This window comes from Dietzia aurantiaca (assembly GCF_021033825.1).
Classification (GTDB): Bacteria; Actinomycetota; Actinomycetes; order Mycobacteriales; family Mycobacteriaceae; genus Dietzia; species Dietzia aurantiaca.
Genome location: NZ_JAIFXZ010000015.1, coordinates 16,966 through 28,904, shown reverse-complemented (window position 1 = coordinate 28,904; position 11,939 = coordinate 16,966). Strand labels below are relative to the sequence as shown.

The 11,939-nt window shown below is 67.7% G+C and carries 12 protein-coding genes; all 12 read left to right on the top strand.

What is annotated here, in order from left to right:
* Window positions 1-86: 86 nt before the first annotated feature.
* The 12 genes from K3888_RS14455 (at window position 87) to K3888_RS14400 (ending at window position 11,925) form a co-directional block, all read left to right on the top strand.
* Window positions 87-281 (top strand): ferredoxin, encoded by a 195-nt coding sequence (locus K3888_RS14455; RefSeq protein WP_182631440.1) that lies wholly within the window; start codon window positions 87-89, stop codon window positions 279-281.
* 20 nt (window positions 282-301) lie between these two features.
* A complete protein-coding gene (locus tag K3888_RS14450) occupies window positions 302-1,216 on the top strand; it encodes a 3-oxoacyl-ACP reductase (RefSeq protein ID WP_230930981.1) in 915 nt (304 codons plus the stop codon).
* A gap of 242 nt (window positions 1,217-1,458) precedes the next feature.
* Window positions 1,459-2,223 carry an MlaE family ABC transporter permease gene (locus K3888_RS14445; protein WP_230930980.1) on the top strand — a complete coding sequence of 255 codons (765 nt, stop codon included), beginning with the start codon at window positions 1,459-1,461 and terminating at the stop codon, window positions 2,221-2,223.
* 1 nt (window position 2,224) lies between these two features.
* Window positions 2,225-3,076: an MlaE family ABC transporter permease gene (locus K3888_RS14440; protein ID WP_230930979.1), complete on the top strand. Its 852-nt coding sequence runs from the start codon at window positions 2,225-2,227 to the stop codon at window positions 3,074-3,076.
* A 10-nt stretch (window positions 3,077-3,086) separates the two neighbouring features.
* Window positions 3,087-4,325: an MCE family protein gene (locus K3888_RS14435; protein WP_230930978.1), complete on the top strand. Its 1,239-nt coding sequence runs from the start codon at window positions 3,087-3,089 to the stop codon at window positions 4,323-4,325.
* Window positions 4,322-5,377 carry an MCE family protein gene (locus K3888_RS14430; RefSeq protein ID WP_230930977.1) on the top strand — a complete coding sequence of 352 codons (1,056 nt, stop codon included), beginning with the start codon at window positions 4,322-4,324 and terminating at the stop codon, window positions 5,375-5,377. The genes K3888_RS14435 and K3888_RS14430 overlap by 4 nt, the downstream gene beginning before the upstream one ends.
* The gene (locus K3888_RS14425; protein ID WP_230930976.1) at window positions 5,370-6,521 is read left to right on the top strand and encodes an MCE family protein; all 1,152 of its coding nucleotides are present in this window, start codon (window positions 5,370-5,372) and stop codon (window positions 6,519-6,521) included. The genes K3888_RS14430 and K3888_RS14425 overlap by 8 nt, the downstream gene beginning before the upstream one ends.
* Entirely contained in the window at window positions 6,518-7,783 is a 1,266-nt protein-coding gene (locus K3888_RS14420) for an MCE family protein (RefSeq protein WP_230930975.1), read from the top strand. The genes K3888_RS14425 and K3888_RS14420 overlap by 4 nt, the downstream gene beginning before the upstream one ends.
* Entirely contained in the window at window positions 7,783-9,027 is a 1,245-nt protein-coding gene (locus K3888_RS14415; protein ID WP_230930974.1) for an MCE family protein, read from the top strand. Before K3888_RS14420 ends, K3888_RS14415 begins: the two co-directional genes overlap by 1 nt.
* Window positions 9,024-10,442, top strand: a complete 1,419-nt coding sequence (locus tag K3888_RS14410) for an MCE family protein (protein ID WP_230930973.1) — start codon at window positions 9,024-9,026, stop codon at window positions 10,440-10,442. Before K3888_RS14415 ends, K3888_RS14410 begins: the two co-directional genes overlap by 4 nt.
* Window positions 10,442-10,984, top strand: a complete 543-nt coding sequence (locus K3888_RS14405) for an Rv1363c family protein (RefSeq protein WP_230930972.1) — start codon at window positions 10,442-10,444, stop codon at window positions 10,982-10,984. Before K3888_RS14410 ends, K3888_RS14405 begins: the two co-directional genes overlap by 1 nt.
* Entirely contained in the window at window positions 10,981-11,925 is a 945-nt protein-coding gene (locus K3888_RS14400; RefSeq protein WP_230930971.1) for a hypothetical protein, read from the top strand. The genes K3888_RS14405 and K3888_RS14400 overlap by 4 nt, the downstream gene beginning before the upstream one ends.
* Window positions 11,926-11,939 lie beyond the last annotated feature (14 nt).

Sequence of the window (11,939 nt, the reverse complement as noted above, 5' to 3'; positions counted from 1 at the left end):
GGAACACGTTCTAGTGTCCCGGCTCACATAGAATCGACCCAGCCCCGGGGGCGCCGTGCCCGCTGGACCGACCAAGGAGAACAGGTATGCGGATTGAAGTGGATCCCGACCGCTGCGAGGGGCAGGCCGTGTGCGTGGGCCTCGCACCCAAGGTCTTCGAGTTGAACGACGACGACGAGATCGTTCGCGTCATCGTGGACGAGGTGCCCGAGGAGCTCCAGAAGCGGGCCCTCAAGGCTGTGGAGAAATGTCCCATGGCGGCACTCAAGGCCGTCGAGTGAGTGTGGAGGAGAAACGCGGAATGCTCGATCAGGATCTGTCCCTCGACGGCCGGGTGGCCGTGGTCACCGGCTCCGGCTCGGGCCTGGGGGCCTCGGAAGCCGTTGAGCTGGCCCGGTCGGGCGCGGCCGCTGTCGTGATCAACGACATCCGGGCCTCCGAGGCCACGGATGCGGTGATCGCGGATATCGAGGCAGCGGGAGCCAAGGCGGCTCTCGTCGTGGGCGACGTCTCCGAGCGGGAGACCGCCGACGCGATGATGGCCGAGGCCATCAAGCTGGGCGGCCTGCACGTCGTCGTCAACAATGCGGGTATCACCCGCGACAAGATGCTCTTCAACATGTCCGACGAGGATTTCGACGCGGTGGTGAAGGTCCACCTGCGTGGGCACTTCCTGCTCACCCGTAACGCCGCCGCCCACTGGCGCGCGGAGGACAAGAAGCGCACCGAGGGCAGTGCGCCGATCTACGGCCGCCTCATCAACACCTCGTCCGAGGCCGGGCTCTTCGGACCTCCCGGTCAGGCCAACTACGGCGCCGCCAAGGCCGGCATCACCGCGCTCACGCTCTCGGCGGCGCGCGTGCTCGGCCGTATCGGGTGCACGGCCAACGCCATCGCCCCCCGTGGGCGCACCGGGATGACCGAGGCGGTCTTCGAGGCGTGGGACGAGTCGCAGGGGCCGGACCCGCTGTCTCCGGACCGCGTCGCCGACCTCGTCTCCTATCTCGCGTCGCCGGCGGCGGCGGGGGTGTCGGGGCAGCTGTTCGTGGTATATGGCGGAATGGTGGCGCTCGTCGAGGCCCCGGTCGTGGAGAAGCGGTTCGACGCTTCAGGGGGCGTCTGGGATCGTCGCGCGTTCGCTGATGCTGTGTCGGGGCACTGGTCAGGGCGCGCGGAGGACAAGTCCTTCTCGGCCGCGGAGATCATGAAGCTCTGACCCCGACAGGTGGCCCCTGACGTGTTTGTACGAGTTCACGCCAGGGGCCGCTGTGATGGGTGGGGCGCATGTTAGATTCCGTCCACATAATGCAAGGGGTCCGCTCGGGGGGTGCCGAGGAAGCCCTTGCGGGATAGAACGTGTTCTAGCTAGTTTGTTACCGCGATCACACCAGGTGTTCACCGTCGCGTGACTCGATCGGGACCTGTGATCCGGGGGATGAAAGGTAGGAGGGGGGCGTCATGGCGAGTGTTCTCGACAAGCCACTCAGGGGGGTCGGCGACTTTTTCGCCATGACGCTCGACACCTTCGTCGCGTTCCCGTCGATCGTCCGCCAGGGGCGCGAGTTCATCGACCAGTCGTGGTTCATCGCCCGTGTGTCGATGATGGCCACGATCCTCGTGGCGATCCCGTTCACCGTCCTGGTGAGCTTCACGCTCAACATCCTGCTGCGGGAGATCGGCGCGGCCGACCTCTCGGGCGCCGGCGCCGCGCTCGGTGCGGTCACCCAGGTCGGACCCATGGTCACCGTGCTCATCGTCGCGGGGGCCGGGGCCACCGCGATCTGTGCCGACCTCGGTGCCCGCACCATCCGCGAGGAGATCGACGCGATGGAGGTGCTGGGCATCGATCCGGTCAAGCGTCTCGTCGTTCCCCGCGTGGCCGCCTCGACGTTCGTCGCGCTCCTGCTCAACGGCCTAGTGTGCACGATCGGCATCCTCGGCGGCTTCCTGTTCTCCGTCCTCCTCCAGGGCGTCAACCCCGGCGCGTTCGTCAACGGCATCACGCTCCTGACCGGGCTGGGCGAACTCGTCCTTGCCCAGGTCAAGGCCGGCGTCTTCGGCATGCTGGCCGGTCTCGTCGCCTGCTACAAGGGGCTCTACGTCCGCGGCGGGCCGAAAGAGGTCGGCAATGCGGTGAACGAGACCGTCGTCTTCGCCTTCATGGCGCTGTTCGTGGTCAACACCGTCATCACCGCCGTCGGCGTCAAGGTTCTGGGGGCGTGACATGGCGGTGATAGAGACCACGCGGTTCCCACGCCTGTCGCGTGCTCGCCATCGGGCGATCGGCGGATTCGACAACTTCGGCGATCACGCCCTGTTCTTCTGGCGCGCGCTGGCGGCCATGCCCCGCGCGCTGACCCAGTACCCCAAGGAGACGCTGCGGCTCATCGCCGAGATCGCCATGGGAACCGGTGCGCTCGCAATGATCGGCGGCACGGTCGTCATCGTCGCCTTCCTCACCCTGGCCACCGGCGGCGTCATCGCCGTGCAGGGCTTCTCCTCGCTGACGGATGTCGGTGTCGAGGCGCTCACCGGCTTCTTCGCCGCGTTCATCAACGTCCGTATCGCTGCGCCGGTGATCGCCGGCATCGGCCTGGCGGCCACCATCGGCGCCGGCGCCACCGCCCAGCTGGGCGCCATGCGTGTCTCCGAGGAGATCGACGCGCTCGAGGTCATGGCCATCGATTCGGTGACCTACCTGGTGTCCACGCGCATCGTGGCCGGGATGATCGCGGTGATCCCGCTGTACTCGCTCGCCGTCATCGCCTCGTTCCTGGCGAGCCGGTTTGCGACGGTCGAGATCTACGGTCAGTCCGGCGGCGTCTACGACCACTACTTCTCGACGTTCCTCATTCCGACGGACATCCTCTGGTCGTTCGTCCAGGCCATCGCCATGGCTATCACGATCATGCTCATCCACACGTACCACGGGTACAACGCGGCAGGCGGCCCCGCCGGCGTCGGCGCGGCGGTGGGCAACGCGGTGCGCACGTCGCTCATCGCCGTGGTGACGGTAACCCTTCTCGTCTCGCTCGCGATCTACGGCGGAGACGGCAACTTCAACCTGTCGGGATAGGAGAGACGATATGGCGAGGACGGTGAGCCAGAGCGACACGGTGCCCAAGCGCATCGCGGGCGCGGGCCTGGCGTTGTTCATCGTCGTGGTGGTCGCGCTGTCCCTGCTCCTGTTCGTGCGAGCGTTCGACAGCCGCGTCCCGATCACGGTGCGTAGTGATCGCGCGGGTCTGGTCATGGAGGCCGACGCCAAGGTGCGGTCCCGTGGTGTGGAGATCGGTAACGTCACCCGGATCACGCAGGAGTTCGACGGCGCGACCCTGGATCTCGAGGTGGATCCTTCCGCGCTCGAGGCGATCCCCGCGAACTCCCCGGTCTCCATCGGGTCGAACACCGTCTTCGGTGCCAAGTCCGTGGACTTTGGCGCGCCCGCCACACCGGACGCCACCACACTGGAACCCGGCGCGGTTGTCCAGGCCGGCAACGTCACCACCGAGATGAACACCCTGTTCCAGGATCTGTCGGATCTGCTCCTGGCGATCGAGCCGGAGAAGCTCAACGCCACACTCGGCGCGATCTCCGGAGCCGTCGACGGGCGAGGCGAACAGATCGGCCAGACCATCACGGACCTCAACGCCTACCTGGAGGAGATCAATCCGCAGATCGAGACGCTCCAGCGAGACCTCGCCAAGGGCTCGCGTGTGGCGAACCTCTACGCGGACGTCACCCCGGACGTCATGCGGATTCTCGACTCCGGCACCGATGTCGGCGCCAACATCGTCAACAACCAGGCCCGCTTCGAGCAGTTGCTCGCCTCCGCGATCGGCACCGGCGAGACCGGAAAGCGGCTGCTGAGCGAGAACGGCGACCAGCTGGTCAAGGCGCTGTCCGACCTGCGGGCCTCGACCAGCCTGCTCGGCGAGTACTCGCCGATGCTCACCTGCCTGATCGTCGGCCTCAACCAGGGCGTCGAGGGCGCCACTCCGGCGTTCGGCGGCCGGGATCAGCCCGGGCTGGTGTTCAAGGCCGGCTTCCAGCAGGGCGCGCGGGCCTACGAGTACCCCAAGGACCTGCCGAAGGTGAATGCGAGCACCGGCCCGAACTGCTACGGCCTGCCCTTCCCTGACCCGAGCGTCCACGCGCCGTTCGTCGTCACCGACACCGGCTCCAACCCCGTGGAGGGAATGCCCGACGTGTTCACCTCACGCCCCGGACCGCTCTTCGGCCCGCTCAAGCCCTCCGAGCCCGGACAGCCCGCACCGCCCACGCTGCTGCAGGTCATGCTCGGTATGGACGGGGGGAACCCGTGAGCGCCGGGCGCGCGGCAGCGCGCGCGGGCCGGGCCACCGCGGTCAAGCTCGGGATCTTCACCACCGTGATGGTCCTGGTGCTCGCCGGACTCGTCGTGGTGTTCAGCGAGTACCGCTCCGGCGACTACGAGCGCTATAACGCGGCCTTCACCGACGTCTCGGGCCTCGAGTCCGGCGACAAGGTCCGTATCGCCGGCGTCGAGGTCGGCCAGGTCGGGAAGGTCGAGCTGGCCGACGAGAACACCGCCCGCGTCCGCTTCACCGTCGCGGGTAACCAGATCGTCCACCAGAGCACCGAGGCCGTGGTGCGGTACGAGAACCTCACCGGTGACCGGTACCTCGAGCTCAAGCGCGGGGAGGGTGACCAGGCTCCGCTCGAGCCGGGCGGCACACTGCCACTCTCGCAGACCGCGCCCGCGCTCGATCTCGACGCGCTCCTCGGCGGGTTCCGGCCCCTGTTCAAGGCGCTCGATCCCGGGCAGGTCAACCAGCTGTCCGAGTCGATCGTCAAGGTGTTCCAGGGTGAATCCGGAACCATCCAGGACCTGCTCGCCTCGACGTCGTCACTCACCCAGACCCTCGCGGACAGGGACCAGCTCATCGGCGACGTCATCACCAACCTCAACTCCGTGCTCACCACGGTCGCCGACAACCAGGAGAACGTCGACTCGATCGTCACCGACCTCCAACAGTTGGTCTCGGGCCTGGCCGCCAACTCCGAGCCACTCGCCGAATCCGTGAGCCGACTCAATGACTCGAGTGCCAACATGACCACCCTGCTGTCGGACGTGCGCCCGTCTCTGAAGGAGGACATCGCGCAGATCGACCGCGTGGCGACTCTGATCAATGACGACGAGGAGTTCGTCGAGAACGTGATGAACCGCCTGCCGTCCGACTTCCAGAAGATGGGCCGGCTCGGCGTCTACGGCAGCTTCTTCCAGTTCTACCTCTGCGGCGTGATCGTCACGATCACGAACCCGGCCACCGGCAAGCCGGTGTACCTGCCGCAGTACGAGCAGACGACGGGACGGTGTGCGTTCCCCGATGAGTAAGAAGAATAACGACGGCGCGCCGCCCAAGGCGCCCCGCGGACAGCTCAGATTCCGTGACCGCGACCCCCGGATGATCGGGGTGTGGGGTGCGGTCGGCGTGGTCGCCCTCATGGCGGTCTCGTTGAACTACGACCGCATCCCGTACGTCAACGGCATGCACGGTGGCACCGTCTACGTGGCCGACGCCGCCGGGCTCAAGGCCGGCGACGAGGTACAGGTGGCCGGCATGCGCGTCGGATCGGTCCGGACGCTCCAACTCGACGGTGACCAGGTCAGGGTCAAGTTCGACATCGATACCGACGTCGACCTCGGCGCGGACACCTCGGCGCAGATCAAGACGGACTCGATACTCGGCCGGCGTGCACTGGGGATCTACTCCGACGGTCGCGGCGAGCTCGAGGACCGGACGATCCCGATCGACCGGACCTCCGTGCCGTATTCGCTGACCTCGGCCCTCGGTGATCTCAGCGACACCGTCGAGGCCATGGACACCGACTCGGTGCAGGACGCCCTCGATGTGTTGGCGGAGACCATGGAAGACTCCTCGCCGGAGGTCCGTGGCGCGATCGACGGCATCACGCGGCTGTCCCGTTCACTCAACGAGCGGGACGAGGCCGTCCGCGAGCTGCTGGACAAGGCGGCCGGGACCACCGACGTCCTCGGTCAGCGCAGCGATCAGATCAACCAGCTCATGGTCGACGGCAACATCTTGTTCACCCAGCTCGACATGCGTAAGCGCGCGTTGAGCGAGCTCATCGTGAACATCGACGCGCTCGCCCGTCAGCTGTCGGGACTGGTGCAGGACAACGAGGCGCAGATAGGTCCGGCGCTCGACAAGCTCGAGCAGGTGTCGGATCTGCTGATCCGTAACAAGGACGACATCGACCTCGGCCTGCGGCGGATCGTGCCGTTCTCCACGGCACTCAGTGAGGCGGTCGCCTCCGGGCCCTGGTTCAACGCCTACGTGTCCAACCTGTCGCTGGGCCAGTACCAGCAGACGATCCTGCGCGACCTCATGCCACTCATCGACGATCGCGTCCAGCCTGAGCCAGGGCTGGTCAGAGAACCCACGATGCCCGGCACTCCGGGCCTGACCCTGATGGACGAGTTCCCCGGCTGGGGCGAGAAGAGGTTGCCGCGATGAACCGATTCCTGCCGGGCACCGCCGCAAAGGTGGTCGCCCTGATCGCCGTGGTGGCCCTGATCGCGGGAGCCGTGTGGTTCTTCTCCGGTCGGACCAAGACGATCACCGCGTTCTTCCCGTCCACCCAGGGCGTCTACGCGGACGACACCGTCCGTGTATTGGGCGTCGAGGTCGGTCGCATCACCGACATCGCGACGGAGGACGGGATGTCCAAGGTCACCATGAAGGTCGACCACGACGTGGCTGTCCCCGAGGACGCCAACGCCCTGCTCGTGGCCCAGTCTCTGGTCGCAGAGCGGTTCATCCAACTCACCCCGGCCTACACCGGCGGCGAGGAGATGCCGGACGGTGGCACCATCCCCGTCGAGCGCACGGCGGTCCCGGTCGAGTGGGACGGCGTCAAGGAACAGCTCATGAAGCTGTCCACCGCGCTGAGCCCCGCCGAGGGCGAGAAGACCGGCCCGCTTGGCGACTTCGTCGACTCCGCCGACGCGATGTTCGAGGGCAACGGCGCCGACATCCGCGACGCACTCAATGAGGTCTCGCACACCATGTCGATCCTGTCCGACGGCCGCGAGAACCTCTTCACCACGCTGAAGAACCTGCAGTTGTTCGTCACCGCGCTGTCCCAGAGCGAGGAGCAGATCGTCTCCTTCGGCGGCAAGCTCGCCAGCGTCTCGCAGGTGCTGGGGGACCAGACCGCGGATATCGACGCCGCCCTGCGCGACCTCGACCTCGCCGTGATGGACATCAACCGATTCCTCGAGAACAACGGGGATCGGCTCTCCGTGGGCGTCGACAAGCTCGGTCGCGCCACCGAGGTGATCCGCGACCGCCGGGCCGATCTCGAGGGCGTCCTGCACGTCGGCCCCACGGCCATGGCGAATTTCTACAACATCTACCGCCCGTACCAGGGCACCCTCAACGGTGCGCTGGCGATGAACCAGATGGCCAACCCGACCAACTTCATCTGCGGCGCGATCGCCGGCCTGGCCAACAACACCGCGGAGTCCGACGCGGAACTGTGCGCCCAGTACATGGGGCCGCTGTTCAACTCGTTGACCTCCAACTACCCGTACGGAGTGGTCGCCCCGCCGATCACCCCGACCGCCGAGCCGGACCAGATCTGGAATCTCCAGAAGCCGGGCACGCAGACGGCGCCGGGCGTCCAGCCGGTCTCGGACCGCCCCGACCCCCTGGTCAACGTGGTCAACAAGGGTGACAACCTCACCGACACACTGCTCGTGACGGGAGGTGCGTGATGAGCGGCATGATCGGGACAACAGGCAGAACCACGCGTTCGCGGGTCCTCGCGGCCGGTGCGCTCGGCGGCGCCGTCCTGCTGGTCGGGGCCGGCTGCGCGTGGGACGGGCTCAACTCGCTCCCGCTGCCCGGCGCCCAGGGCAACGGCGAGGGGGCCTACGAGGTCACCATCGAGATGCCCAACGTCACGACCATCACCCGCAACTCCCCGGTTCGGGTCAATGACGTCAACGTCGGCTCCATCGCGGCGATGCGTGTGGAGGACTACACGGCGATCGTCACGGTTTCACTCAACGAGGACGTGCGGCTGCCGGCCAACGCCTACGCCAAAATCGGGCAGACCAGCCTGTTGGGTTCACAGCACCTCGAGCTGTTCCCGCCGCCGGACGGCAATGCGGAGGGCACGCTGGCGGCCGGTGACGTCATCCCCATCGAGCGCGCCGGTGTCTACCCGACCACCGAGCAGACGCTCTCGGCACTGTCGGTGGTCCTCACCGACGGTGGCCTGGCGCAGTTCGAGACGATCTCGCAGGAGCTCAACACCGCCCTCGACGGCCGTCAGCTCGACGCCAAGGAGGTCATCACCCAGCTGGAGACCACCGTCGGCGGACTCGACGACCAGCGCGCCGACATCGTCGCGGCCATGGAGGGACTCGACCGGCTGGCCCGGCAGATCGACGAGCAGAACGACACCCTCGCCCGCGCGCTCGCGCAGATGCCGGAGGCGGTGGGGCTGATCAACGACCAGAAGCAGGAACTGACCACCGCGCTGGTCTCGCTCGGCGATTTCGGCAACAAGGCCAACCAGATCATCGACGCCGGCGGCGGGCAGAACCTCGCCGCGAACCTGCGTGACCTCACGCCGGTGCTCGAGGGGCTGGCCAACTCGGGTCGCGACCTCACCCGGGTGATGAGTTCGCTCATCACCTTCCCGTTCCCGCAGGCCGGTATCGACAACTTCCTGCGCGGCGACTACGCCAACCTCTACATCCACGCCGACCTCACCAATCCGCGCCTGGAGGAGACGTTCCTGCTGGGCACCGAGTTCGGCAATCGCATGGCCGGCCTCGAGGGTTACGTGGGTCTGGCGCCCGGCTCGGCGGTCAGTCCGGACCCGTTCTCCTTGGACGTGCCCCGGCCCGACCCGGACGCCGAGAACCCGCCAGCCGGTGAGCAGCCGGCCGACGGCCCGGCCGACGACACCGGCGGCCCCGCCACCCCGACCGAGGAGGCCCCCCGATGACCAGGCTCGTGAAGATCCAGCTGACGATCTTCTCTGTGGTCACCGTCGTGGCGTTGCTGGTCATGTCGGTGGTGTATCTCCAGCTGCCTCGTGCGCTCGGCTGGCAGCGCACGGATGTCGCCTTGGAGATGCCTGACACCGGCGGTCTGTACCAGAACTCCAACGTCTCCTATCTCGGCAAGACCATCGGCCGCGTGGACTCCGTGACGCTCAAGCCCGGCATGGTCGTTGCCGAGCTGCACTTCGACTCGGGTGCCGACGTGCCCGAGAACGTCCGTGCCGAGATCCGAAGTGTGTCCGCGGTGGGCGAGCAGTTCGTCGAGTTCGTGCCCGAAGGGAAGCCGGAGGGTCGCTTGGCCGACGGCACCGTGATCGGCGAGGACCGCGTCGACATGCCGCAGAGCATCGGCCCGGTCCTCGACCAGGCCACCGTGCTCATGGCGTCGATCGACGACGCCAAGATGCGGCGCGTCATCTCCGAGTCGTTCGACGCGTTCAACGGATCGGCCCGCGACCTGCAGCAGTTCCTGGACTCCGCGCAGCTGCTGCTAGAGGAGGCCCAGCGCAACTCGGGGGTCACGCGTCAGCTCATCGAGGATGCCGAGCCTGTGCTCGACTCGCAGTTGCGCTCGTCCGACTCGATCCGCGCGTGGACCCGGAACATCGCCGACATCACCGATCAGCTGCGCGAGAACGAACCCCAGGTGACGTCGTTGATCCAGCGCGGGCCGGACGCCCTGGGCCGGGCCACCAAGGTGCTCAACGAGCTGCAGCCCACCATGCCCGTGCTCGTGGCCAATCTGGTCAGCGTGGGCGAGGTCGGCGTGGTCTACAACCGTTCGATCGAGCAGCTGCTGGTGATCTACCCGGCGCTCGTGTCGTCGCTACTCACCGCGATCAACGGCGCCAAGGACACCGGCGAGATCAAGGTCGACTTCAACCTGCAGATCAACGAGACCCCGCCGTGCACGACGGGCTTTCTCCCCGCCGACCAGCGCCGGTCGCCGGCGGACCTGTCGGTGCCGCCGCTGATCAACGGGATCTATTGCAAGGTTCCGATGGACTCCCAGACCACCGCCCGCGGCGCCCGTAACCTGCCGTGCATGGAGATCCCGGGCCGTCGTGGCGCCTCCCCCGAGGAGTGCCGCGCCAACAACTATGTTCCCGAGGGCACCAATCCGCCCAACACCAGCGAGGTAGGCCCTCCGGGCAACAACCCCAACGCCTACGACGTCGTGCCGTCGTCCACCTCGGGCGAGCCGGAGATCCGCACCTCCGCCGCGGTGTACGACGCCGAGACGGGCGAGTACTTCGGTGCCGACGGCAAGACGTATCGTCAGCTGAACCTCGGTACCGAGAGCAGGCTCGCCGCGGACGCCGACCTGGCTGACATCCTGACGAACGGAGTGACCTAGTGCCACAGTCTGACCAGACCCCCACCGACGGTGGGCGGACCGGACTGATCGTGGTTTCGGTGATCGCGGCCCTGTGCCTCGTCGCGGCGGTCGTCGCGGCAGGGCTGTGGGTGAGTGAGCGGAACGAGGCGGCCACCGTCCGTGCCGACCGCGCCTCCTCCGCGGAGCTCGACGCGTCCTACCGTGATTTCGCGACCGACGTCATGACCAAGCTCATGACCATCCGGCAGGAGACGCTGTCGGAGGATGTGGACGAGATCGTCGGACTCATCGAGGGCGACTTCTCCGAGCAGTTCGCTCCGCGCCGCGACTCGTACGAGGACGTCGTCACCACCACCAACGTTGTGGCCGACGGCGCGGTGTCCGCGGCGGCGGTCGAGCACTCCTATCCCGATAGAGCCGAGGTGATCATGGCCATCGACCAGACCATCGGCAATCCCAAGTCCGAGGAGGACCAGGACCGCCAGTACCGCGTCCGTGTCACGGTGAACCGCCACGACGACGGCGTGATGAAGGTGTCGGGGGTGAACTTCATCCCATGAGTGAGGCAGAGGACAAAGCGACCGAGAACGAGGCCGGAGACATCACATCCGTGAGCAGCAACCGTGACCCCGGCGCGGCCGAGGGCAGCGCAGCCGAGAGCAGTGCATCCGAGCGTTCTGCTCCCGAGACGAACGTCCGCGCGGCCCGTCGCGCCCAGCGCGAGGCCGAGCGTGCAGCTCGAGCCCAGCGCAAGGCCGATGCCGCGCGCCAGCGTGCGATGGAGGCGGCACGAGCCGGCGGCCTCTTCGAGGGAATGGAGGCGTCTCCCGGCGCGGCAGGCGTCGCCGCCACGGCTGCGGGCGCAGCGACCACTCCGGCAGCCGCCACCCCGTCCGCATCCACCCCGGCGGCAGCCGCAACGCCCGGCGACTCCGCTGACCCGGCGGGCCACACGGCGAACGTGCGGGACACCCCGGCCCGCGAACCGATGGACCCGGCCCGCCAGCGGGCGCTGACCAGAATTCTGGCGGCGGTGTCGGTGGTCCTCGTCGTCGTCGCGGGGTTGGCCACCTGGCGGTACGTCGAGGCCCGCGAGGCCACGGCGGCCGAGGAACAGATCGCGAACGCGCCGACCGCGGCGACCGACGCGGCGCGTGAGATCGCCACCCAGATGTTCACCTACGACCACCGCACCGTCGACACGGACCTCGCCGCCGTGCGACCCGGCCTCACCGAGCCGGCGCTCGGCGAGTTCGTGGAGCAGTCCATGCCGACGGTCGCCTCGGCGGCCAAGCAGCAGGAGGCCACGGTCTATGCGACCGTCGCCGCCGCCGCACCGCAGGACGTGGTCGACCAGGACAACGTCACCGTGCTGGTCATGCTCAACCGCATGGTCTCCACGAAGGATGCCCCCGAGGCCGCCAGTTCGGCGTCGCGGCTGAGTCTGGAGATGAAGCGCGAGGGCGACACCTGGAAGCTGGCCAAGCTCAACGCCCTGTGACGCGGGCGCCCGGA

Bases quoted from the DNA above. Each gene is read 5' to 3' on its own strand.
- K3888_RS14455 (WP_182631440.1), top strand. From the start codon at position 87: ATGCGGATTGAAGTGGATCCCGACCGCTGCGAGGGGCAGGCCGTGTGC.
- K3888_RS14450 (WP_230930981.1), top strand. From the start codon at position 302: ATGCTCGATCAGGATCTGTCCCTCGACGGCCGGGTGGCCGTGGTCACC.
- K3888_RS14445 (WP_230930980.1), top strand. From the start codon at position 1,459: ATGGCGAGTGTTCTCGACAAGCCACTCAGGGGGGTCGGCGACTTTTTC.
- K3888_RS14440 (WP_230930979.1), top strand. From the start codon at position 2,225: ATGGCGGTGATAGAGACCACGCGGTTCCCACGCCTGTCGCGTGCTCGC.
- K3888_RS14435 (WP_230930978.1), top strand. From the start codon at position 3,087: ATGGCGAGGACGGTGAGCCAGAGCGACACGGTGCCCAAGCGCATCGCG.
- K3888_RS14425 (WP_230930976.1), top strand. From the start codon at position 5,370: ATGAGTAAGAAGAATAACGACGGCGCGCCGCCCAAGGCGCCCCGCGGA.
- K3888_RS14420 (WP_230930975.1), top strand. From the start codon at position 6,518: ATGAACCGATTCCTGCCGGGCACCGCCGCAAAGGTGGTCGCCCTGATC.
- K3888_RS14415 (WP_230930974.1), top strand. From the start codon at position 7,783: ATGAGCGGCATGATCGGGACAACAGGCAGAACCACGCGTTCGCGGGTC.
- K3888_RS14410 (WP_230930973.1), top strand. From the start codon at position 9,024: ATGACCAGGCTCGTGAAGATCCAGCTGACGATCTTCTCTGTGGTCACC.
- K3888_RS14400 (WP_230930971.1), top strand. From the start codon at position 10,981: ATGAGTGAGGCAGAGGACAAAGCGACCGAGAACGAGGCCGGAGACATC.